15 protein-coding genes are annotated in these 23255 nt (G+C 44.0%); 6 read left to right on the forward strand and 9 right to left on the reverse strand.

The features are described from left to right. Positions 1 to 100: 100 nt before the first annotated feature. From NQ505_RS10530 to dxs, 3 genes are all read right to left on the reverse strand, one after another. Entirely contained in the window at positions 101 to 1552 is a 1452-nt protein-coding gene (locus NQ505_RS10530; RefSeq protein WP_009000400.1) for a TrkH family potassium uptake protein, read from the reverse strand. Positions 1553 to 1651: 99 nt separating this feature from the next. Next, on the reverse strand, positions 1652 to 2992 hold the full coding sequence (gene trkA, locus NQ505_RS10535) for a Trk system potassium transporter TrkA (protein WP_009000401.1): 1341 nt from the start codon (positions 2990 to 2992) through the stop codon (positions 1652 to 1654). A gap of 1 nt (position 2993) precedes the next feature. Beyond that, positions 2994 to 4898, reverse strand: coding sequence for a 1-deoxy-D-xylulose-5-phosphate synthase (gene dxs, locus NQ505_RS10540; RefSeq protein ID WP_009000402.1), 1905 nt, complete (start codon positions 4896 to 4898; stop codon positions 2994 to 2996). Positions 4899 to 5065: 167 nt separating this feature from the next. Here dxs and NQ505_RS10545 point away from each other — a divergent pair, with 167 nt between their 5' ends. Continuing rightward, the gene (locus NQ505_RS10545) at positions 5066 to 6085 is read left to right on the forward strand and encodes a GSCFA domain-containing protein (protein ID WP_083852338.1); all 1020 of its coding nucleotides are present in this window, start codon (positions 5066 to 5068) and stop codon (positions 6083 to 6085) included. After that, positions 6061 to 8601 carry a bifunctional UDP-N-acetylmuramoyl-tripeptide:D-alanyl-D-alanine ligase/alanine racemase gene (locus NQ505_RS10550; RefSeq protein WP_009000404.1) on the forward strand — a complete coding sequence of 847 codons (2541 nt, stop codon included), beginning with the start codon at positions 6061 to 6063 and terminating at the stop codon, positions 8599 to 8601. The genes NQ505_RS10545 and NQ505_RS10550 overlap by 25 nt, the downstream gene beginning before the upstream one ends. 1 nt (position 8602) lies before the next feature. Here NQ505_RS10550 and NQ505_RS10555 read toward each other — a convergent pair whose 3' ends face one another. Genes NQ505_RS10555 through NQ505_RS10565 form a run of 3 tightly spaced genes read right to left on the reverse strand, consistent with a single transcriptional unit; the run spans position 8603 to position 12507 of the window. Further along, entirely contained in the window at positions 8603 to 9298 is a 696-nt protein-coding gene (locus NQ505_RS10555; protein ID WP_009000405.1) for a LytR/AlgR family response regulator transcription factor, read from the reverse strand. Continuing rightward, positions 9295 to 10323 (reverse strand): sensor histidine kinase, encoded by a 1029-nt coding sequence (locus NQ505_RS10560; RefSeq protein WP_009000406.1) that lies wholly within the window; start codon positions 10321 to 10323, stop codon positions 9295 to 9297. Before NQ505_RS10560 ends, NQ505_RS10555 begins: the two co-directional genes overlap by 4 nt. Positions 10324 to 10341: 18 nt before the next feature. After that, complete coding sequence (locus tag NQ505_RS10565; RefSeq protein WP_009000407.1) at positions 10342 to 12507, reverse strand: outer membrane beta-barrel family protein; 2166 nt, start codon at positions 12505 to 12507, stop codon at positions 10342 to 10344. Positions 12508 to 12781: 274 nt separating this feature from the next. On the opposite strand from NQ505_RS10565, the gene tatA reads away from it, so the two are divergent. From tatA to NQ505_RS10580, 3 genes are read left to right on the forward strand one after another with little or no spacing between them, the layout of a single operon-like run. Next, positions 12782 to 13003 (forward strand): twin-arginine translocase TatA/TatE family subunit, encoded by a 222-nt coding sequence (tatA, locus tag NQ505_RS10570; protein WP_004301497.1) that lies wholly within the window; start codon positions 12782 to 12784, stop codon positions 13001 to 13003. Positions 13004 to 13020: 17 nt separating this feature from the next. Beyond that, positions 13021 to 13869, forward strand: coding sequence for a twin-arginine translocase subunit TatC (gene tatC / locus NQ505_RS10575; RefSeq protein ID WP_009000408.1), 849 nt, complete (start codon positions 13021 to 13023; stop codon positions 13867 to 13869). Next, positions 13832 to 17290: an AAA domain-containing protein gene (locus NQ505_RS10580; RefSeq protein WP_009000409.1), complete on the forward strand. Its 3459-nt coding sequence runs from the start codon at positions 13832 to 13834 to the stop codon at positions 17288 to 17290. The genes tatC and NQ505_RS10580 overlap by 38 nt, the downstream gene beginning before the upstream one ends. Positions 17291 to 17613: 323 nt before the next feature. Here NQ505_RS10580 and NQ505_RS10585 read toward each other — a convergent pair whose 3' ends face one another. From NQ505_RS10585 to NQ505_RS10595, 3 genes are all read right to left on the reverse strand, one after another. Then, on the reverse strand, positions 17614 to 19131 hold the full coding sequence (locus NQ505_RS10585; RefSeq protein ID WP_009000410.1) for an MFS transporter: 1518 nt from the start codon (positions 19129 to 19131) through the stop codon (positions 17614 to 17616). Positions 19132 to 19397: 266 nt separating this feature from the next. After that, positions 19398 to 20318 carry a 5-dehydro-4-deoxy-D-glucuronate isomerase gene (gene kduI / locus NQ505_RS10590; protein WP_032853889.1) on the reverse strand — a complete coding sequence of 307 codons (921 nt, stop codon included), beginning with the start codon at positions 20316 to 20318 and terminating at the stop codon, positions 19398 to 19400. 24 nt (positions 20319 to 20342) lie between these two features. Next, complete coding sequence (locus NQ505_RS10595; protein ID WP_009000412.1) at positions 20343 to 21749, reverse strand: PTS galactitol transporter subunit IIC; 1407 nt, start codon at positions 21747 to 21749, stop codon at positions 20343 to 20345. Between the two features lie 301 nt (positions 21750 to 22050). On the opposite strand from NQ505_RS10595, the gene NQ505_RS10600 reads away from it, so the two are divergent. Then, positions 22051 to 23250, forward strand: a complete 1200-nt coding sequence (locus NQ505_RS10600; RefSeq protein WP_032853800.1) for a glycoside hydrolase family 88 protein — start codon at positions 22051 to 22053, stop codon at positions 23248 to 23250. Positions 23251 to 23255: the final 5 nt, after the last annotated feature.

Genomic DNA, 23255 nt, shown 5'->3' on the forward strand with positions numbered 1-23255 from the left:
TTTTAATAGTTTGATAATACTCATATCTTCTCTTTCTTATCTCCGGATGCAGCTAGTTATCTTCCTATTTTCTAACGAAAGCTGCCTCTCTTCCTCTTCTTTAACTCTTCTTCCAGAAATCGGAAGTGAAAAGCAATAATACTGTAAACAATTCCAAGCGTCCCAAGAGCATTAAAAAAGAAAGCAGCCATTTGGCAGCATCGGGCAATGCACTCCATGAGAAAGCCGGACCACATGTGCCGAGGCCTGGTCCCATATTACCTATGCTTGAGATTACGGTTCCTATTGATTCCAGAAAACCGACTCCTAAGCCCATCATGACAAGCACGCTGATGATAACAATAACTACATACAAAAAGGTGAAAGCCAATACAGTAGACTGAATGGAAGGGGAAATAACTTGCTTATTTACCCGCACCGGGAGTATGGCGTTAGGGTGAAGAATATGTTTGAATTCATTTTTCACTACTTGAAACAGAATAACCATACGAATACACTTGATACCTCCTGTTGTACTGCCGGCACAAGCTCCGATAATCATCACAATGATGAGGCAGCCCCAGAGGATAGAAGGCCAGAGCATATAGTCAGCTGTGACGAATCCCGTAGAAGTTTGCAATGAAATCACTTGGAAAAGCGATTTCCGGAATGCCTCCTCTACTCCCATAGAAGAAGTCTGATGGAGCCAGATAGCAATGAATAGAGTGAAGAATGAAACACAAATAAAGTAGAACTTCAGTTCCGCATCATGTAGGAACTTCTTAATTTTCCCATTAAACATCAACAGTAGCAATGTGAAGTTAATTCCTGAAAGGAACATGAAAATGGAAATTACATAGTCTATATAAGGTGAATGGTAATATTCAATACTGGCCTGTTTAGTAGAGAACCCACCGGTACTGGTCGTTGCAAAAGCATGACATATACTATCGAATATACTCATGCCACCACCTATTAATAAAATAATCAGTGTTCCCGTCATTCCGGCATAAATACCCCAAATCCATTTAGCAGTGATGCCAATGCGGGGATGCACTTTATCATGAGTAGGTCCGCTGGCTTCTGCTGCGAACACCTGAATTCCGCCCACACCAAAAATCGGCAGAACAGCAATGGTGAAGAATACAATACCCAAACCACCTATCCATTGCGTCATAGCCCGCCAGAAAAGTATTCCGTGGGGCATCGACTCTATATTATTCAGAATAGTGGCACCTGTACTGCTAAATCCGGACATCGTTTCAAAAAATGCATCCGCAACATTGGGAATATATCCTCCTATATAATAAGGTAACATTCCGAAAAGGGAAAAGGTAACCCATGCTGCGCTGACGATGACATATCCATCGCGGCGATTCAGGGATTTCACTGCGTCTTTCCCGATGGCAAGCAGCAGAAAGCTAATACAGGCTGTGACAGCAGATGAAATCAGGAAACTCTGCAAGTCATTCTCTTTATAAAAAAGAGAGACCGCTCCACAACATAACAGCATCGCTGTTTCTATCAGAAGCAGAAAGCCCAGAATCCGGAATATCATCTTTGAATTAATCATAAACTAGTATTAAGTATTAGGTATTAAGTATCAGGTATTAAGTATTAGTCGGTGAAAATGGGTTGCTACGGTTAATACTTAATACCTGATACTTAATACTTAATTAAAGAACTTCTCAATCTTTTTAATCATCATACTCAGACAGAATACGACTACATGGTCGCCGGGACGGATTTGTGTATCACCTGTCACCAAGATACCTTCTCCGTTGCGGATCATTCCTCCGATGGTAGTACCCTTTGGGAGTCCCAGGTCTTTAATCAGGTGTTTGGTGATTTTAGCACCTTCCGGTACAGTGAATTCAGCAACGTCCGCATTGGCAAAAGTAAGACATTTCACATTAGACACGTCGGCATCCAACATCATTTGGTAGATATGGCTGGCAGCGATCATTTTTTTATTGATAACAGTACCGATGTCAAGACTTTCCGCCATACCGATATAGTCGATATTCTCCACTTCTGCCACTGTCTTTTCCACTCCCATACGTTTAGCGGCGAGACAGGCTAGAATATTTGTTTCCGAGTTACCGGTCAGAGCAACAAATGCTTCGGTATTCTTTAGCCCCTCTTCGATGAGCAAATCCATGTCTCGGCCATCTCCGTTGATAATCATTGTCTTATCATCCAGTAACTCTGTCAGGCGGTTACAACGGTTCAGGTCATTATCAACTATTTTCACCTGCATATAGTCCGGCACATATTGTGCGGTACGGACTGCGATACGGCTTCCCCCCATAATCATCACATTGCGTACGTCGGCATAATCTTCCTTGCCGGCTATCTTACGAATATAAGGAATATACTTGCGGGTAGTGGTGAAATAAACAATATCATGCAATTTAACGACATCGTCTCCGCGGGGAATAATCGTCTCCGTTCCGCGTTTGATGGCTACTACGTGATAAGGTATGTTAGGACCGCCTAGCTGATGCAGCGGTATATTCAGGATTTCAGCCTTTTCGCGCATCTTCGTACCAATCAGAACCAGAGAACCTCCACAAAACTCCCACCATTGGCGTACCCAGCTCATACGCATGGAAGATACGATTTCTTTGGCAGCCAGCATTTCCGGGTAAATCAGAGAATCTACTCCCAGCTTCTGGAAAAACTCTTTATTTTTGGGCAGAAGATATTCGTAATTGTCGATACGTGCCACTGTCTTTTTAGCTCCCAGATTGGTAGCCAGCATACAGGCAGTCATGTTACGGCTTTCGTCCGGTGTGACTGCGATAAACAGGTCGGCTTCTTTGACGCCCACTTCTTTCAATCCGGAGATGGAAGAAGGAGAAGCGGCAACAGTCAGCAAGTCAAAATTGGCACTAAGAGCACTTAGTTTCTCTTCGTCATCATCCATCAAGATGATATCTTGCTTCTCGCGCGATAACAGCTTGGCCAAATGGGTGCCTACGTTGCCGGCACCGGCAATAATAATCTTCATGTCAATTGATAAATTCTTTTATTTTAGTCAGAATCCCTTCTTCATCCATGCCGCACAGTTGATACAGTTCGGCAACTGATCCATGCTCTACAAATAGGTTGGGGATACCGATACGCTTCACGGTTGGTTTGTATTCGTTGTCTGCCATAAATTCAAGGATAGCACTACCCATCCCGCCTTTGATAATCCCGTCTTCGATAGTCAGGACACGTTGGAATTTGCGTCCTACCTCATGTAACAGCTCTTCGTCCAGCGGTTTCAGGAAACGCAAATCGTAATGGGCGATCGACAGACCGAAATCAGCTTCTGCCCGGGTGATGGCACGGGCAGCTATGTTTCCTATCGGTCCGATAGTGATAACTGCAAGGTCGTTGCCCTCTTTCAGTTTTCGTCCTTTTCCCACCGGAATCTCTTCCAATGGACACTTCCAGTCTACTAATACACCTCGTCCGCGAGGATAACGGATTACGAACGGACCCTTGTCCGGCAATTGTGCCGTATACATCAGGCGACGTAATTCATGTTCGTCCATGGGCGAACTGATTGTCAGATTGGGGATTGGACGCAAACATGCCATATCAAAAGCTCCGTGATGAGTGGGACCGTCTTCGCCAACCAAGCCGGCACGGTCGAGGCACAAAACAACAGGGAGATTCTGAATCGCTACGTCATGAATGATATTATCATGTGCGCGTTGCATAAAAGAAGAATAGATATTGCAGAATGGTTGCAGTCCGTCTTTTGCCATCCCACCGGAGAAAGTAACCGCATGTCCTTCGGCAATGCCTACATCAAACGCGCGTTTGGGCATTTTCTCCATCAGTATATTCATCGAACAACCACTAGGCATGGCGGGAGTGACACCGACAATCTTCGGATTGGCTTCGGCAAGCTCTACCAATGTATTTCCGAATACATCTTGGAAAAGCGGAGGCATTCCTTCAGTGTTAGCAATGAAACGTTCGCCAGTGACCGGATCGAATTTGCCGGGAGCATGCCATTCGGTAGCGTGCTTCTCTGCCGGTCCGAATCCTTTTCCTTTGATAGTATGCAGATGCAGGATTTTAGGTCCTTGCATATCTTTGATGTCGCGCAATACTCTTGCCAGATTCTTTACGTCGTGTCCGTCTATCGGACCGAAGTAACGGATATTCATCCCTTCGAAAATATTCTGTTGCTGTGCAGCCATTGATTTCAGGCTGTTCCCGAAACGTATGAGCGCTTTGCGGCGTTCTTCGTTTAGGATGCCGAGCTTGAACAACATGCGCGAGAGCTTGAAACGTAGCTGATTATAGCGGTTGGAAGTTGTCAGGTTGACGAGATACTGCTTCATACCTCCTACACTCCGGTCAATGGCCATGTCATTGTCATTCAGGATAATGAGCAGGTTGTTCGACGTGGCAGATGCATTGTTCAGTCCTTCAAAAGCCAGTCCGCCACTCATGGAACCGTCGCCGATGATAGCTACTACATGGCGTTTGGCATCTCCTTTTCTGGCGGCTGCGACAGCCATACCGAGAGCTGCAGAAATAGAATTGGAAGCGTGTCCACACGTGAAAGTATCATATTCGCTTTCTTCCGGAGACGGGAAAGGACGGATTCCTCCGAGTTTCCTGTTCGTAGAAAAGGCTTCACGGCGTCCTGTCAGTATTTTGTGACCGTATGCCTGATGTCCCACGTCCCATACAATACGGTCATAAGGTGTATTGTAGACGTAGTGTAAAGCTACGGTCAGCTCCACTGTTCCCAGACTGGCAGCAAAATGCCCCGGGTTGCAGCAGAGTTCTTTAATAATGTCTTGCCTTAATTCACTACATACCTCCGGCAGTTGCTCTACGTCTAGTCTTCGCAGGTCGTCAGGATAATTGATAGTGTTTAGCAAGTTATATATCGGTTCATTCTTCATGATTCGAGGAAATTTAGTGCAAAAATACGAAAAGAAAGTATATTCGCCCCCCTTTTTTTTATAAAATCTTATTCGGCATAGGGACGTATCTGTTTTTCCATACTCCCTAAGATTATTGAATCGTGAGGAAAAAGAGGTAGGAAATTGTTTTTTGATTACTTTTGCACATGAAACGTAATGAAATGATGGAAAATCGTATGAACTTTCAAACATCTGTAGAATTGCCTGCCGGGATGCCACCTGTCAGTCATGCAGATCGTATTCTTCTGATGGGCTCCTGTTTTGCAGAAAATATCGGGAGACAATTAATGGACGCTGGGTTTCAGCTGGATCTGAATCCTTTTGGTATCCTTTATAATCCTTTGTCCGTCTCATCCGCTTTGAGAGAGATTATGGGAAATAAAGAATATACCAGCCAGGATTTGTTTGCCTACAAAGACTTATGGCATAGTCCGATGCATCACGGCTCTTTTTCAGCTTTTACGCCCGAAGAAACGTTGCATGCCATAAATGCCCGTCTTCATCACGCCCATCAAAGACTGCCGGAGTTGAACTGGCTAATGGTAACTTTGGGCACCGCTTATGTTTATAAACAAAAAGAGAGTGGGCAAGTGGTAGCCAACTGCCATCAACTGCCGGAAAACCATTTCTTACGTTACCGGCTTACTGTTGAAGAAATTGTAGAAGATTATACAGCGCTCATCACCGGAATGGCAGCCTGCAATCCGGAATTAAAATGGCTGTTTACAGTCAGCCCGATCCGTCATATACGCGACGGAATGCACGCCAATCAATTAAGTAAATCTACGTTGTTACTGGCCATCGACCGGTTGCAGCAATTGTTCCCGGAACGAGTGTTCTACTTCCCCTCTTATGAAATCATATTAGACGAATTGCGTGATTATCGCTTCTATGCTGACGATATGCTGCATCCGTCTCCTCTGGCGATTCGTTACCTGTGGGAACGCTTCTCCGAAACCTTCTTTTCCGCTGAAACAAAGCAGGTTATCATGGCAGTGCAGGACATCCGCCGGGACTTGGCACATAAACCCTTTCACCCCGAGTCAGAGGCGTATCAACGCTTTTTAGGACAAATAGTGTTAAAAATAGAACGACTTATCGGAAAATACCCGTACTTAGATTTTCAAAAAGAAACAGAACTATGTCATATGCGATTGAATCCATAGCCAAAAGTATCGGTGCCCGCCGTATGGGCAAACATAAAGCGACTATTGATTGGCTGTTAACAGACAGCCGCTCTTTGAGTTTTCCGGAAGAAACTCTCTTTTTTGCTTTAACTACCAAACGAAATAGCGGAGTCCGTTATATCCCCGAATTATACGACCGGGGCGTACGCAATTTTGTAATAACAGAAGAAGACTTTAAATTAATTGAGAATGGAGAATTGAAAATGGAGAAATCTGGGCAAGATGATGATGCGCAGCCAATTCTCAATTCTCAACTCTCAACTCTCAATTTCCTTATCGTTCCCAATCCTCTGAAGGCTTTGCAGAAGCTTGCCGAAGCGCATCGTGATAAATTTAAAATCCCTGTGATCGGTATCACCGGAAGCAATGGAAAAACCATTGTGAAAGAGTGGTTGCACCAGTTACTTAGTCCGGATCGTTGTATCGTCCGTTCTCCGCGTAGCTATAATTCGCAGATCGGAGTTCCTCTTTCTGTATGGCAACTTTCAGAAGAAGCAGAACTGGGCATTTTCGAAGCCGGCATCTCCGAAATGGGAGAGATGGGAGCCTTGAAACGAATGATAAAGCCTACCATTGGTATTCTGACCAATATCGGCGGTGCCCATCAGGAAAACTTCTTCTCATTGCAAGAGAAATGCATGGAGAAGCTGACGCTTTTCAAAGACTGCGATGTAGTGATTTACAACGGCGATAACGAATTAATCAGTAATTGTGTCGCAAAATCAATGCTGACTGCACGTGAAATAGCCTGGAGCCGTAGGGATATTGAACGTCCGTTGTATATCAGCCGTGTAATCAAGAAAGAAGATCATACCGTTATATCTTATCGTTATCTGGAAATGGATAATACATTCTGTATTCCTTTCATCGATGACGCTTCTATTGAAAATGTGCTGAATTGCCTGGCAGCTTGTCTTTACCTGATGACACCTGCCGACCAGATCACCGAACGGATGGCCCGTCTCGAACCGATTGCCATGCGTCTGGAAGTGAAAGAAGGAAAGAATAACTGCGTATTGATTAATGATAGTTATAATTCAGACCTGGCATCATTGGATATTGCACTCGACTTTCTGGTACGTCGTTCGGAAAAGAAAGGCTTGAAGCGGACACTGATCCTGTCGGATATACTGGAAACCGGACAAAGTACCGCTACGCTTTATCGGCGTGTAGCCCAGTTGGTGCAGAGTAAAGGAATAAATAAACTGATTGGTGTAGGGCAGGAAATATCCTCCTGTTCCGCTCGTTTTGATGACGATCTCGAACGCTACTTCTTTCCTAACACAGAAGCACTTCTTACATCCGGCATACTCAAATCACTTCATTCGGAAGTAATTCTGGTAAAAGGTTCGCGCGTGTTCAACTTTGATTTGGTATCCGAAGAACTTGAATTGAAGGTGCATGAAACCATCCTTGAAGTAAACCTCGGAGCGATGGTCGCCAATCTGAACCATTACCGTTCCATGCTTCGCCATTCGGAAACAAAGGTGATCTGTATGGTGAAAGCATCCGCTTACGGAGCCGGTTCGTACGAAATAGCCAAGAGCTTGCAGGAACACCATGTCGATTATCTGGCTGTGGCCGTGGCTGACGAAGGTTCCGAACTTCGCAAAGCAGGTATTACCGCCTCTATTATAATTATGGATCCGGAGCTTACGGCATTTAAAACCATGTTCGATTATAAGCTGGAACCGGAAGTCTATAATTTCCATCTGCTCGATGCGCTCATCAAAGCGGCAGAAAAAGAAGGAATCACCAACTTCCCGATTCATGTGAAACTGGATACAGGTATGCACCGTCTGGGCTTTGCGGTAGAAGATATACCATTGCTCATTCGTCGTCTGAAGAATCAGAGTGCGGTGATCCCCCGTTCGGTATTCTCTCATTTTGTAGGAAGTGATTCGCCGCAGTTCGACGCTTTCACTCGTGAACAGATTGAATTGTTCGAGAAAGGTTCGCAGGAATTGCAGGCCGCTTTCTCTCACAAGATTCTCCGTCATATCTGCAATACGGCAGGAATCGAACGTTTCCCTGATGCACAATTTGATATGGTGCGCTTGGGAATCGGACTTTATGGAGTTAGCCCGATAGACAATTCGATTATACATAATGTAAGTACGTTGAAGACTACCATTCTTCAGATACGGGATGTTCCCCAAGAAGATACGGTAGGATATAGCCGGATGGGGCATTTGGCACGTCCTTCACGCATTGCGGCCATTCCTATCGGCTATGCGGATGGATTGAACCGCCATTTGGGACGTGGCAACGCCTATTGCCTGGTGAACGGAAAGAAAGCTCCTTATGTAGGGAATATCTGTATGGACGTCTGCATGATCGATGTAACGGATATTGATTGTCGGGAAGGCGATCAGGCTATCATCTTTGGTGATGATCTTCCGATTACGGTGTTGTCCGATAAGCTGGATACGATCCCTTATGAAGTGTTGACAAGTATATCGACACGGGTGAAGCGGGTATATTATCAGGATTAATTTATAACGTATTCCTCAAGACCCGCTTGAAGACTTCTTCCCGGTAATTCCGGGCAATTGGGACTTGGAATGTGCCGATCCGTAGCATATTGCCCTCCAGCAGATCGATCAGGTCGATATTGACGATGTAGGATTTATGCGTTTGCAGGAAATTTCCTTCCGGCAGCGACTCCCCGATTCGTTTCAGCGTAGAATGAGTCAGTATTTTACCAGAAGTGGTATAAATACTGACATAATTCTCCAATGCTTCCACGAACAGGATATCTTTCAGGAAAACCTTGCGCATCTGTTTATCGCTTTTTATGAACAAGAAGTCTTCTTGGATGGGCAAGGATTCTTTTTGCAGCAAATTGTGTACTTTATTCACTGCCTTTAGGAAACGTTCGAAAGAGATCGGTTTCAGGAGATAGTCTGCGACATCCAACTCGTAGCCTTTCAAGGCATACCGCTCATAAGCGGAGGTGACAATCACTTTGGGGGGATTGTTGAGGGTACCCAACAAATCCAGGCCGGAAAGGTAGGGCATCTCGATATCTAGTAGGAGTAAGTCCGGTCGCTGGGTTTTCAACAGGGTGTTGAGTTGCATGGCATCTTCGCAAACTCCTGTCAGGGAAAGGAAATCCACCTTCTCCACATACGATTGTAGTCCTTTCCTAGCTATCGGCTCATCGTCTGTTATCACACAGGTTATTATCATGACTCGTTTATTTTCAGTATTAATTGTGCGGTATATTCATTATCTAAGAGAGAGGTTTCTAACACATACTTGCCCGGATATAACAGAGCAAGACGTCTTCTTAAATTCTCCAGGCCGATCCCCTTTTTGACCGGATCTATCGAAATGGGAATATCCGGCACCGAATTCCGAATATGGAAGCTGATCTTATCTGGTTCCCAAGTCATACGAATGCCCAGCCGGTAAGCACCTCCCACATACTTGAAGGCATTCTCGATAAGCGGAAGGAATAAGAGAGGGTATATGGTAGTATATTCCAAGCCGGACGGTAGTTCAACATATAGTTGTAAACGTTCACTCATTCGCATCTTCTGTAAGTCGATATAGGTACGTATATAATCTATCTCTTCCTGAACACTGACCATTTGGTTTCCTCCGTATAACTGGTAACGCAATAGATCGGAAATCATCTCCAAGGTGCGCCGGGGCAACAGGTTCTTCTCGTCGATCTGGAAATAAACAGTATTCAAGGTGTTAAACAAGAAATGAGGATGATATTGGGATTTGAGGAATTTTAGTTCCATTTCCAGTTGTTCCGATCTTACTTTTTCCAATTGCAAGGTCTGGTGGTTGTAGTCTGCCTCTATCTGGTTACTACGAAGTATGATGTAGTAAATTAAGAAAAAAGGAACACAAATCACATTTACAACCACATAATCCGTAAGGAGATTGCCCAAATAGAGAAGCTCTGTCCGCTGACCTACAAACAAAACCAAATTCAGGACAACCAGTACTTTCAATATCATAAGCGCATATTCCGTTACGGCAGATAGTTGCAATTGGGGCTTTATCCGGAAAAGAAAGTATCGATTCTCGAAATCAAAAACGTAACACATCGTGATTGTAACCAACAAAGCGGATAGATGGTATCTCATCGAACCTGGCCAGAGCGTTCCGTCCCGTAACAGATCTGTTGTCAATCGAATACAATTGAACATTACGATTCCGAGAATCATCGGAGAGAAAAGGCGATAGAGAAGTTTCATTCGTTATACTGTTTTCTGTTACAAATTTATTCGTTTACTTTCATTTATGCTATTTTTTCGGTGAGATTCTTTCACCTCCAATCCCCGGTTCAAGCGATAAGAGACACTTATCCCGATCACGGCATTGTCTTGCCACTCCTTGATATGCCCCAGAAGGTTAGGAGCTTGGATACTTATCTTGGAAACGTTTGAGTGGAAGACATCGCGGGCAAATAGCTGAATCGTTCCTTTTCCATTCCATATCTTTTTCTGGATTCCGGCGTTGACTTGCCACAAAGGGGAGATTATGGCTTGCCCCATCGCCATCTTCCCGTTGTAAAAGCCGGAAAGTTCAACGCTCCAGTTCTTGCTCAAGCTGAATTGGTTGGAAAGATTGGTAGAAGCGGTTAGCCGCTTGTTTACGTCCGTCTGGTAATTATCCGGCAAACGATAGCGGTTATAAGTGAAAGAGGCACTCAGGTTCAAGTCCCAAAACGAGGTGATGGATAATTGGGAGGTACTGATCTGGGTCCCCACGCTTAAATGGGAAGAAAGGTTTTCTGGGGTAACATAAACCCGATAGGAACCTTTGTCTAGATAACTTTTGATGATTGCATCCCGTGTATAGCTGAATTGTAGGCCGACACGGAACAGATCTTTATGGATATAAGCCAATTCCACGTTATCGGTTAGCTCTGGTTGTAGCATTGTATTGCCTTGTTCGTAAGTATAATCATCAAAAATATAGATAAAGGGATTCAGATCCCGGTAATTCGGGCGGATGATTCGCTTGCCATAGGTAAGGACAAAGCTGTTTCCGTTTCTTAGTCTATATTGCAGGGACAGGGTCGGGAACAAATGAAGATACTGATTCTTGAACGTAGAATCTCGTTGGGAGGAACTACCGGATTGCATGCCCTCTATCTGGGTGTTTTCCATGCGAAGTCCCGCTTCTATCTGGAAGGATGCGAGGTTTACGTCCAGTTGGGTGTATGCGGCATTGATATTTTCGTCATACTTGAAATCGTTGCTGATTTCCCGAGCGGGATTCCAAAGGGAACCTTGTAAGCGATTGTTATCCGCCCCGTTGCCAATGGAGACAAAAGTAGTCTTTACTCCTGTACGTAGCGTAAAGGTTTTCGAGAAAGGCCATACCAGATTCGCTTGTCCGGAATAGAGATGGATACTCCCGTTCATAATTCCCCGTAGAGTATCTTTGCTGTGTAAGAGCTGGTCTTCCCGGAAACGGTAACGCAGGCAATCGGCAGAGGCGTCTAAGGTTCCACCGTCCGGATTGAAGGTGTGGGTCAAACTCAAAACAGCTGTGAAATTATTCCGGGAACGGTGCGTGTTATTCAAAGTGCGGAGGGGAGACTTCCACTCTGTTTTTGGGGAAGCGACAAGACTGGACACATCTCCCAATTCCAAATCATTCCAAAGATTTCCGTTGGTAGAAAATCCGATAATCGTCTTGTCCGAGATTTGATAGTCGACTCCTACCCGATAGTAATTAGAACAGTTTCGGCGGAAACGGTAAGAGTCTTGTTCGATCCGGATCGCCTCCTGTTCCTGCCATGAGGGGGGGAAGATATTCCGGTTAGCGATAAACTTATGCCGGGTGCGACTTTGGAAATACGAATAGGATAAATAGAAATTGAACTTGTTTGTACGCATATTCAAAGAAGCTGTGCCGAAGCCTGTCCCATATCTCCACTGCTCATAACTGCCGTTCAAGGAGAGATTCATTCCCTTACGCATGATCTTTTTAGTACGGATATCGATAATCCCAGCGTTTCCGCTTGCATCATAACGTGTGGAAGGATAGGAGATCAGATCAATCTTATCGATCATACCGGCAGGGGTAGCTTTCAAAAAGCTCACTAAGTCATGACCGGAAAGGTAGGTCAGCTTGCTGTCCATCATGATATTCGCTCCTGTCTTGCCGTTCAAGTAAACGGAACCATCGCTTTGCAGGATTACCCCCGGAAGAGAGGATAACACGTCGAACAACGATCCCTGGCTTTGGGTGATCGTAGCATCCACATGGTAAGTCATTTTTCCCGGTTTCATCTCTACAGGTGGAAGTTTGGCAATTACCACTACTTCTTGTATCTTTTGATCGGCGATCGTATCTGTTTGTCCCAGCACACTACCGGAGAAATTTGTGAGCCATAACAATAGCATCCATCCATAACACTTTTCCATACTTTTTGTTTTTGTCCAAAACTACGACGGATCGGCTCTTGCGACAAATTTTTGTGACGTAAGGATAAGATTCATTGACAAGCGGTAAAAATAGATCTCGGCAAACAAATCTGCCAGGTTAAATTCCTAATTTTCTTCGCATAGTTGAATGTACGCTGAAAATTGGCTTTTACTACTTCTAATTTCAGAATTGCCTGTATGCCGAAGTAGTAAATCTCAATTTTATTTCCTATATTTGCAGCAACTATTAAAAACCTCTTTATCAAATAAACTTATGACAAACTTATTATTGTTAGGCTTTTTGCCTAGTGGTTCCGAATGGATTATTATCGCTTTGGTTATCCTTCTTCTTTTTGGTGGAAAGAAAATACCTGAACTGATGCGTGGATTAGGCAAAGGCGTGAAGAGCTTCAAAGACGGTGTGAACGAAGCGAAAGATGAAATAAACAAGGCAAAAGACGAGTTGGACAAACCTGTAGATCCTTCTAAGAACTAAAAGAGCACAACATACGGATGGCAGAAATGACCTTTTGGGATCATTTGGACGAACTGCGTAAGGTGCTTTTTCGGGTAGTTGGAGTTTGGTTTGTATTGGCGATAGGCTATTTTATTGCTATGCCCTACCTCTTCGACCATGTGATACTTGCGCCTTGCCACAATGATTTCATATTCTACGATTTATTACGGCATATCGGTAAAACATTTGATTTGACCGATGACTTCTTCACACAACAATTTTATGTGAAGCTGGTCAATATCAACTTGGCTGCTCCTTTCTTTATTCACATGTCGACAGCATTTTGGATGTCGGTGGTGACGGCTATGCCTTATATCTTTTTTGAAATATGGCGTTTCATCAATCCCGCCCTTTATCCGAATGAGAGAAAGGGCGTGCGTAAAGCATTGACTATCGGAACGGTGATGTTTTTCATCGGCGTACTGCTGGGTTACTTTATGGTTTATCCGCTGACTCTCCGTTTCCTGTCTACCTATCAGTTGAGTTCGGAAGTGGAGAATATCTTGTCTCTTAATTCCTATATAGATAATTTTATGATGCTGGTTCTCTGCATGGGATTGGCTTTTGAACTTCCGTTGGTTACATGGCTGCTTTCTTTGCTGGGAGTGGTGAACAAGTCTTTCTTGCGGAGATACCGCCGTCATGCGGTGGTTGTCATCGTGATAGCAGCTGCTATTATTACTCCGACGGGCGACCCCTTCACATTGAGTGTCGTAGCTATTCCACTTTATCTGTTGTACGAGATGAGTATTTTGATGATAAAAGACAAGAAGAAAACCGAAGAGGAAGTAGAAGATGAAGCTGGAGATGAAGCTGGAGATGAAGTTGCCTTGTCCGAAGAGTGAAGCGATAGAATCTTATGAAATCCTTTTAGCAGTTTGCCGGGCAGAAGATGCCTATCTTGCCGTAGGATATAAGCAAATGCGCGACTTGCTGGAACGCATTTGTCGCGGGCAAATGCAAAACGAAAGTTTACAGATGACCGATCTTTCTGCACGAATTAGTTTTGTGTCAGCTAAGGTGGGGCTTTCTGTTACAGAGCAGAACCGGCTGCATACTTTCCGGTTAACTTCAAATGCTATCCTGAACCGTCAACAAGAGCCCAACCGGGAACAACTCTTGCGGGATGCGAAAACCCTGGCTTTCTTTATCCGTAAACTCTTGGATGAAGATATTCCTCTGGAACTATATCGACTACTTCCGCGTGCGGATGCCACCTATTTGGTTGCGCCTCCCGCCCGCGAGCGGGTACAGCGGATGCGTGTCTGTTTCCAGTATGCCGACGAACAATATCTGTATGTGACTCCCTTGGATGAAGTTTCGGAGCAACCATACCTTGTCCGTTATAATGTTCCTCAAATCAATGAAGAGTTTGCAGAAACGTGCAAGCTGCTTTGGCGGCATGCGCAAGTCAATCTATTGGATGTAGCCATTGATGAAGCAGGAATCCTGACCCCTTCTTTTATCGTACTCGAACCGGATTACTTGCTCGACATCAGTTCCCTTGCCGAGTGTTTCCGTGACTACGGACACCATCCGGCCAACTATTTTCTTTCCCGTCTTCAACCGATCGAAAATGCCCGTCCTTTATTACTGGGAAATATAGCCAACCTTTTTCTGGACGAATGGATTCATGCAAAGAGTGAAGAGATAGACTATCGTACCTGTATGCAGAAAGCCTTCCGGCGTTATCCTATTGAACTGGCCGCCTGCTCTGATTTGCGAGACAAGGAGAAAGAACGCCAATTCTTTGAAGACTGCAAATTGCACTTCGATCATATTCGTGAAACAGTAAATGACACCTTTCATGCAGCCGGCTATGAGCTTGACAAGACAGATGCCGTGCTCGAACCATCTTATATTTGCGAAGCACTCGGACTTCAGGGACGTCTTGACTATATGCAGCGGGATATGTCTTCTTTTATCGAAATGAAATCCGGTAAAGCGGACGAGTATGCTATCCGGGGCAAGGTAGAACCGAAAGAGAATAATAAGGTACAGATGTTGCTTTATCAGGCGGTATTGCAATATTCGATGGGAATGGATCACCGGAAAGTGAAAGCCTATTTGCTTTATACCCGCTATCCGCTTCTTTACCCTTCTCGTCCTTCGTGGGCGATGGTGCGCCGGGTGATTGATTTGCGTAATCGGATTGTAGCCGATGAATATGGCATCCAATTACGAAACAGCCTGGAGTATACGTCACAAAAACTGGAAGAAATCAATGCTTCCACCTTGAATGAACGAGGATTGAAAGGGCGTTTCTGGGAAACATACCTGCGTCCTTCTATTGATAACTTTCAATCGAAGCTGAAAGCTCTTTCCGCATTGGAAAAGAATTACTTCTATGCGGTGTACAACTTTATAACAAAGGAACTTTATACCTCAAAATCCGGTGACGTGGATTATGAGGGACGTACAGGGGCAGCTTCTTTGTGGCTCTCTACATTGGCGGAGAAATGTGAGGCTGGAGAAATCATTTATGATCTGAAAATAAAGGAGAACCATGCCGCCGATGAATATAAAGCCGGACTTACTCTTACCGCTGGAAGTGAGATGCTTCATGCTGAAACTTTCCTTCCTAATTTCCGTCAAGGCGACGCCATTATCCTTTATGAACGAAACTGTGATACAGATAATGTCACCAATAAAATGGTTTTCAAAGGCAATATCGAGTATCTGACAGAAAACGAAATAGGTATCCGCTTGCGTGCTACCCAGCAGAATCCATCCGTACTTCCGGCCGAAAGCCTTTATGCCATAGAGCATGATACAATGGATACGACATTCCGCTCGATGTACCAGGGCTTATATGCTTATCTTTCTGCAAGAAAAGAACGTCGTGACTTGTTGTTGTCACAACGTCCTCCGAGGTTTGATAAATCATTGGATTCCATGATTTTCTGTTCGGAAGACGATTTTACGCGAGTCGCCCTGAAGGCAAAAGCCGCACAGGATTATTTCCTTCTTATCGGACCTCCGGGAACAGGCAAGACTTCATGTGCCTTGAAGAAAATGGTAGAGACTTTCCATGCAGACAAGGATGCGCAGATTCTTTTGCTTTCCTATACCAACCGGGCGGTTGATGAGATATGCAAGTCGTTGGCTTCCATTGCTCCGGCAGTTGACTTTATCCGGGTAGGAAGTGAATTGTCATGTGATGAAGCCTACCGCGGGCATCTGATTGAAAATGAATTATCCTCTTGCAACCGTCGTTCGGAAGTTTACGAGCGTATTCGGAATTGTCGGATTATTGTGGGAACGGTAGCGGCTATTTCCGGTAAGCCGGAACTGTTTCGCTTGAAACATTTTGATGTAGCTATTATTGATGAGGCTACCCAAATCCTGGAACCGCAGTTGTTAGGAATCCTTTGTGCACGTGGAGAAGATGAAAAAGATGCAATAGATAAGTTTGTATTGATCGGAGATCATAAGCAACTGCCTGCTGTTGTGCAGCAAAACGTGGAACAGGCGGCAATCTATGATGAATCATTACTGTCTATCGGATTGAGCAATCTGAAAGATTCTTTGTTCGAACGTCTTTATCGGAACTGTACGGCAGCCTGTTCATCGTCTGCTATTCATCGTTCCTATGATATGCTTTGTCGTCAGGGACGCATGCATCCGGAAGTTGCCTTATTTGCCAATCGTGCTTTTTACGGGGGGCGACTGATTCCTGTCGGACTACCTCACCAAATAGAAGACTCGGACACGATCTGCCGTTTAGCCTTTTATCCGTCTGTGCCGGAGAAAGCAGGCGCATCTGCCAAAATCAACTATTCGGAAGCACGTATCGTTGCAGATTTAGCCGTTCGCATTTATGAACACCATCAGTCGGATTTTGACGAATCCCGTACTTTAGGAATCATTACTCCTTACCGAAGTCAGATAGCATTGATTAAAAAAGAAATAGAATCAGTTGGTATTCCGGCTCTGAATCGCATTCTGGTTGACACCGTGGAACGGTTCCAGGGAAGCGAGCGTGATGTAATAATCTATTCCTTCTGTGTCAACTACCCTTATCAATTAAAATTTCTATCCAATCTGACGGAAGAAGAGGGTGTTTTGATTGACCGGAAACTGAATGTTGCCTTGACCCGTGCAAGGAAACAGATGTTCATCACAGGAGTTCCCGAACTCCTGGAACGTAATCCACTCTACAAAAGTTTATTAAAATTAATAGAAGGCTCCTGGAAAATTGCATCATTTTTGCAGATGTTAGTTTTTATTCTCTCTTTATGCAATTCATTAACACCTCTATATTGAACAAACGCCTATATTTGCAACACGTTTTTTTCATAGAGATTTAGATTTAAGGTTAGAAGAATTGTGGAAGTCGTGAGACTTCCCTTTTTTTCATCTTAACGTTTACTATACTTCATTATAGGAATGCAAAAACACTGTTTTAAGTGTTACGTTTAAATATTTTGCAGGAGGATGATGCAGGATAAGTAAACCTAAAAAGCCTTCTTCGTGAGAAGAGGCTTTTTTATTTTTTCATTTTTTTGAATAATTGGTTAAAAAACAAAAGAGTAATCCGGCGACGGATTACTCTTTTGTTTTTATTGATAGTATCTATTGAAATGGAATTAATCCAATACGATAGGTTTGTATTTCGGAACTAATGCTTTCATGATGATCCAGCCAATCAGATAAGCTACTGCACATACGCAGAAGATAATGAAATATCCGGCCGGTTTACCCTCAAAGCCCATGAATGTCATAGCAGGGTGTACAAATTGCGCTCCCTGTTCCAGCAACTCTTTCGTCATTTCCACTTCTTTGCCGTCAACCATCGTTGTTCCGGAAGCATATACGAATAAGTTACCTGCCACTTTCTGAAGAATCATGGAACCGAAACCACCTGCCATACCACCGATACCCGTGATACTTGCGATAGCTGTTCTTGGGAACATATCACCTACGGTAGAGAAGATGTTAGCCGACCAGGACTGGTGAGCAGCACCACCGATACCGATCAAAATAACCGGGAACCATGGAGAAACCGTACCTAATGGCTGTGCCAACAATACAACCAATGGGAAGAAGGCGAAGATCAACATCGCTTTCATACGGGCTGCATACGGATTCATACCCGTTCTGTTGATAAAGATAGTAGGCAGTTTACCACCGTAGATAGATAACATCGTTACTGCATAAAGCGTAAAGATCAATGCCATACCCAGCGGATCGGAAGTTTTGATACCGAATTGAGTATTCAGGTAAGACGGAGTCCAGAAAAGGAAGAACCACCATACACCGTCAGTGGTGAACTTACCAAAGATGAAAGCCCATGTCTGCTTGTAGCTGAAACATTGCCAGAATTTCATTCTCTTTTCATCCTTCTCGTCTGCCATCGGAGCACTACCTGCTTCGCGCTGGTCTTGTTCGATATAGTCAAGCTCTGCCTGGTTAACGTGTTTGCTTTTCGACGGAGCATCGTACATGAATACCCAGAATCCCATCCAGATGAAACCAAGTCCACCAATTACGATAAATGCCATTTCCCAACCGAACATTTTTGCCAGGATAGGAATGGTAAGAGGAGCGATCAATGCACCGATAGAAGCACCGGCGTTGAAGATAGAAGTGGCGTAAGCACGGTCCTTTTTAGGGAAATACTCTGCAGTTACTTTAATTGCAGCGGGGAAGTTACCGGCTTCTCCTAAAGCGAGGATACAGCGGGCAGCGAGGAAGCAGTACATACTGACAGTAGCAATGGTCACTACCACATCTCCTGTGGCACCTGCCAGTTCTGCTGCGCTATGCAGACCTACCTGTGCTTCTGTGATAACACCACAAACGGCATGCAGACAGGCACCTGCCGACCATACACCGATGGCCCATAAAAATCCTTTTTTGGTTCCCATCCAATCGACAAAGCGACCGGCAAACAGCATACATATAGCGTATACAATCGAGAAAACAGAAGTAATAGTACCGTAGTGAGATTCGTCCCAGTGGAATTCCGGTTTGATAAATTCATCCCACGTCAATGAGAGAACCTGACGGTCGAGATAGTTAACTGTAGTAGCAAAAAATAGCATAGCACAGATGGTCCATCTGTAGTTTGTCATCTTTTCGCCTGTTTTTTGAAATGCATTCATGATAATGGATTTAAATAGATTTTGTTTCGTTGACAAAGGTCGGTATTTCGACTGAATTTTATTTGTAAAAATTGGTCAAAATCATGTATTATTCGTTGCATTATATATGGATTTTGTTACATCTTATATATAATAGGTAACGAGGTGTTTGTTCTTTGGGGGAAGAATATGTAAAATCCGGAAAACTTCATCCCTTTCTCCCGTAAGAGAAAAGAATGAAGTTTTTCGGATCATTGATTATATATATGAGTAGGAATACGCAACGGTTAGCGCATTTCTGTATATTTGATCTTGTCCATGTCTCCGTAGTCGAGGTTTTCACCTGCCATACCCCAGATAAACATGTAGTTGCTTGTTCCGGCAGCAGCGTGGATAGACCATTCCGGTGCCATGATAGCCTGTTCGTTCTGCATCCATACGATACGTTCTTCCTGAGGTTCGCCCATGAAGTGGCAGATCGAATTGCCTGTCGGTACATTGAAGTAGAAGTATGCTTCTACACGGCGAGTGTGAGTGTGTGCAGGCATGGTATTCCATACGCTACCCGGTTTCAACTCTGTCAATCCCATCTGTAATTGGCAAGGACCTTCTTCAAGTACATTGTTTACAATCAACTGGTTGATAACGCGGTCGTTGCTTTCTTCCATCTTTCCGGCAGGGAATGAGTTAGCTTTCAGCGAGCCTTTGCGTCCGTCGATAGTAATCAATTGAGTTTTGTATTCTTTGTGAGCAGTAGCCGAGTTGATGTAGAACTTGGCAGGATTGCTGGAATCTTTGCTCTTGAAAGTCACTTTCTGCTTGCCTCTACCTACATACAAAGCATCTTTGAATTTCAGCACGTATTCTTTACCGTCTACGGTTACGATACCTTCGCCACCCACATTGATGACACCCAGTTCGCGACGTTCGAGGAAGAATTTAGCTTTCAGCGGGTCGATTGTTTCAAGTACCAGTTCTTTAGTTGCAGGTACTGCGCCACCGAAGATCAGACGGTCGTACATTGAATAAGTGACGTTGATTTCGTTTGGAACCATCACTTTTTCCATCAGGAAGCTACTACGCAAGCGGTTAGTATCATACGTTTTCACGTCTTGCGGATTGCAAGCCACTTGCATCTTGTAATTCACCTGGGCAGAAGCAGACATCGCTGCGATACCCAACATCATTGCAATTGCTAATTTTTTCATCATCTTTTCTTTATAGTATTTATATTATTCTTTATTATTCATTGCTGCATTTTTTGCGTCATTCCGGGTCATGCGGATACGGTTGTAGATAGCCATTCCGAGTGCCAGTGCCACAAGGATGGCAGGACCGATAATTTTCAGACTGTAAGTCAGGTGGAAGATACCCCAGCAGAAGAGGCTGGAAGCGAAGTCGAGTGCTCCACCTTCAAAACCGGCGGGGATATTTACTGTCGGGTCGCCTGTTGCAGCATATACATCTTTAGCAGCCATTGTGAAGAAGCCTGCCAGTTCGGTTACGAAATACAGACCTACGATCAAAGCTACCAGACCGATAATGAATGATTTCACTACATTACCTTTTGTAATAGGCAGAATCATCGGGAACAGATAGAACATACCTGCCAGAGAGGCCAAAGGTAAGAAACGGTTGCCCGGAAGGATAACAGCCAGGAAGATCGTTACAGGAATCAAAAGCAGGGATACCACCAAAGTAGTCGGGTGACCGATAACCAGTGCAGGGCTCATACCGATGCTCAAACCGGTGTTATTCTTATATTTTTTAGCGATCAACTCACGGGTAGCGTCAGAAATCGGTTTCAAACCTTCGATGAAAAGGCTGGTGATGCGTGGAATCAATTCCATCACCGCACCCATCTTGATACCTAATCCTAAAATGCCCGGAATACCATCCAATACTTCTTTCCAGCTGGCACAACCCAATGCTCCGATACCGCAACCAATGACGATACCCAGGAACAACGGTTCACCCATCAGTCCGAATTTCTTTTTCATACCTTCGGAGTCGATATTCAGTTTGTCGAATCCCGGAATTTTATCAAGTAGTTTATTGATTACAATAGCAAACGGAACAAAACTTTGGCAGAAGGGTTGTGGAATAGAGATACCCTCCATTTTATCATAGAACTTTTGAAAAGCGGGAGCAGTCATATCCGCCATTACCAATGTAATGATGTAGCAGATGATTGCTGCGAAGAATCCCCAGAAGATATTGTCGGAAGCAAAATAAACGATCGCTCCGATAAAGGCGAAATGCCAGTAGTTCCAAAGGTCGATGTTGACAGTGCGGGTTGTTTTGGTAAGCAACATCAGCAAGTTAACGCCCAGACAAACCGGGATAATAAAAGCACCGACAGAGGTGTTGTAGGCAACTGCTGCTGCAGAAGGCCATCCCATGTCGAAAATTCCCAGTTCCAATCCGTAGATTTCTACCATTTTACTTAATGCAGGGCCCAGGCTGCTGGTAAGCAACGCTGTCACTACCGATAAACCAACGAAACCGACACCTACCAATAAACCGCTTTTCAGCGCTTTAGAGAATTTAATACCGATACATACTCCTAAGATTGTGAAAATGACCGGCATCATCACTGCCGCTCCAAGACCGATAATGTACTTGAATACTTCTTCCATTCTGTTCTATTTTTTCTCTGTTTTAATGATAAATTTCCAGTGTTTCCCCAGAGGGTATTAGTTGTAAACCGTGCCAAAAGTAAGACCTTTTTTGCTTTCTTCCAAAACGAAACTCTTAATTTATTAGATATTGCATCAAAAATGGACATTTTTGACGTTTGCGTGCACAAAATTAGTCGTTTCCGTGCACGAAAAACAAAAAATGCACCTACTTGACTAAAATTTCCTACCGGGTTTGGAGGAAAAGCACTACTTTCGTAGCGTGAAAAAAGACTATGTTGAATCCTTAAAATAACAAACCATGAGACAAACTCCTTTTTATAATTTTTTTATATTGGCTTTATTGGTTACAATGACCGTTTCGGTATCAGCGCAGCAGGTCGACAGTAAGTTGCCCTGGTCTGTACGATTGACTGAATCGGAAATGATCCGTTACCCGCAATCCTGGCAGCTTGATTTTCAACCGAAATTGAAGTGGGACTATTGCCATGGACTTGAATTGGGAGCCATGCTCGATGTTTATGATACTTATGGCGACAAGAAAATTCGCGATTACGCCATCGCATACGCAGATACAATGGTGCACGACGACGGAAGCATTACAGCTTATAAACTAACTGATTATAGTCTCGACCGTATCAACTCCGGAAAAATTCTTTTCCGTATCTATGAGCAAACGAAGAATCCTAAATATAAAAAAGCGCTCGATCTGCTTTATAGCCAGTTTGAAGGACAACCGCGCAATGAAGACGGTGGTTTCTGGCACAAAAAGATTTATCCTCATCAGATGTGGCTGGACGGGATTTACATGGGAGCTCCTTTCTATGCTGAATATGCTTTCCGTAATAATCTTCCGCAGGATTATGCAGATGTAATCAACCAATTTATCACCTGTGCGCGCCATACGTATGACCCTAAGAACGGTCTTTATCGCCATGCGTGTGATGTAAGTCGTACCGAACGTTGGGCAGATCCGGTGACCGGACAGTCGAAACATACTTGGGGACGTGCTATGGGATGGTATGCGATGGCATTGGTAGATGCACTTGAATTTATTCCGCTGCATGAAGCCGGAAGAGATTCCCTGCTGGATATCCTGAATAATGTGGCTGTGCAGGTGAAGAAACTTCAAGACCCGAAGACAGGAGGATGGTATCAGGTAATGGATAGGAGTGGGGACAAGGGAAATTATGTGGAATCTTCCTGCTCTGCTATGTTTATTTATTCGCTCTTTAAGGCAGTCCGTCTGGGATATATTGATAAATCTTATTTGGATGTAGCGCTGAAAGGTTATAAGGGATTTCTCGATAATTTTATCGAAGTGGACAAAAACGGATTGGTAACTATCACCAAAGCTTGTGCAGTGGCAGGATTGGGAGGAAAGGTGTACCGTTCCGGTGATTATGATTATTATATAAATGAAACTATCCGCAATAATGATCCTAAAGCCGTAGGACCTTTTATTATGGCTAGCTTGGAATATGAACGTTTACAAAAGTAATTTCC

Source organism: Bacteroides sp. D2 (assembly GCF_025147085.1).
In the GTDB taxonomy this organism is placed as follows: domain Bacteria; phylum Bacteroidota; class Bacteroidia; order Bacteroidales; family Bacteroidaceae; genus Bacteroides.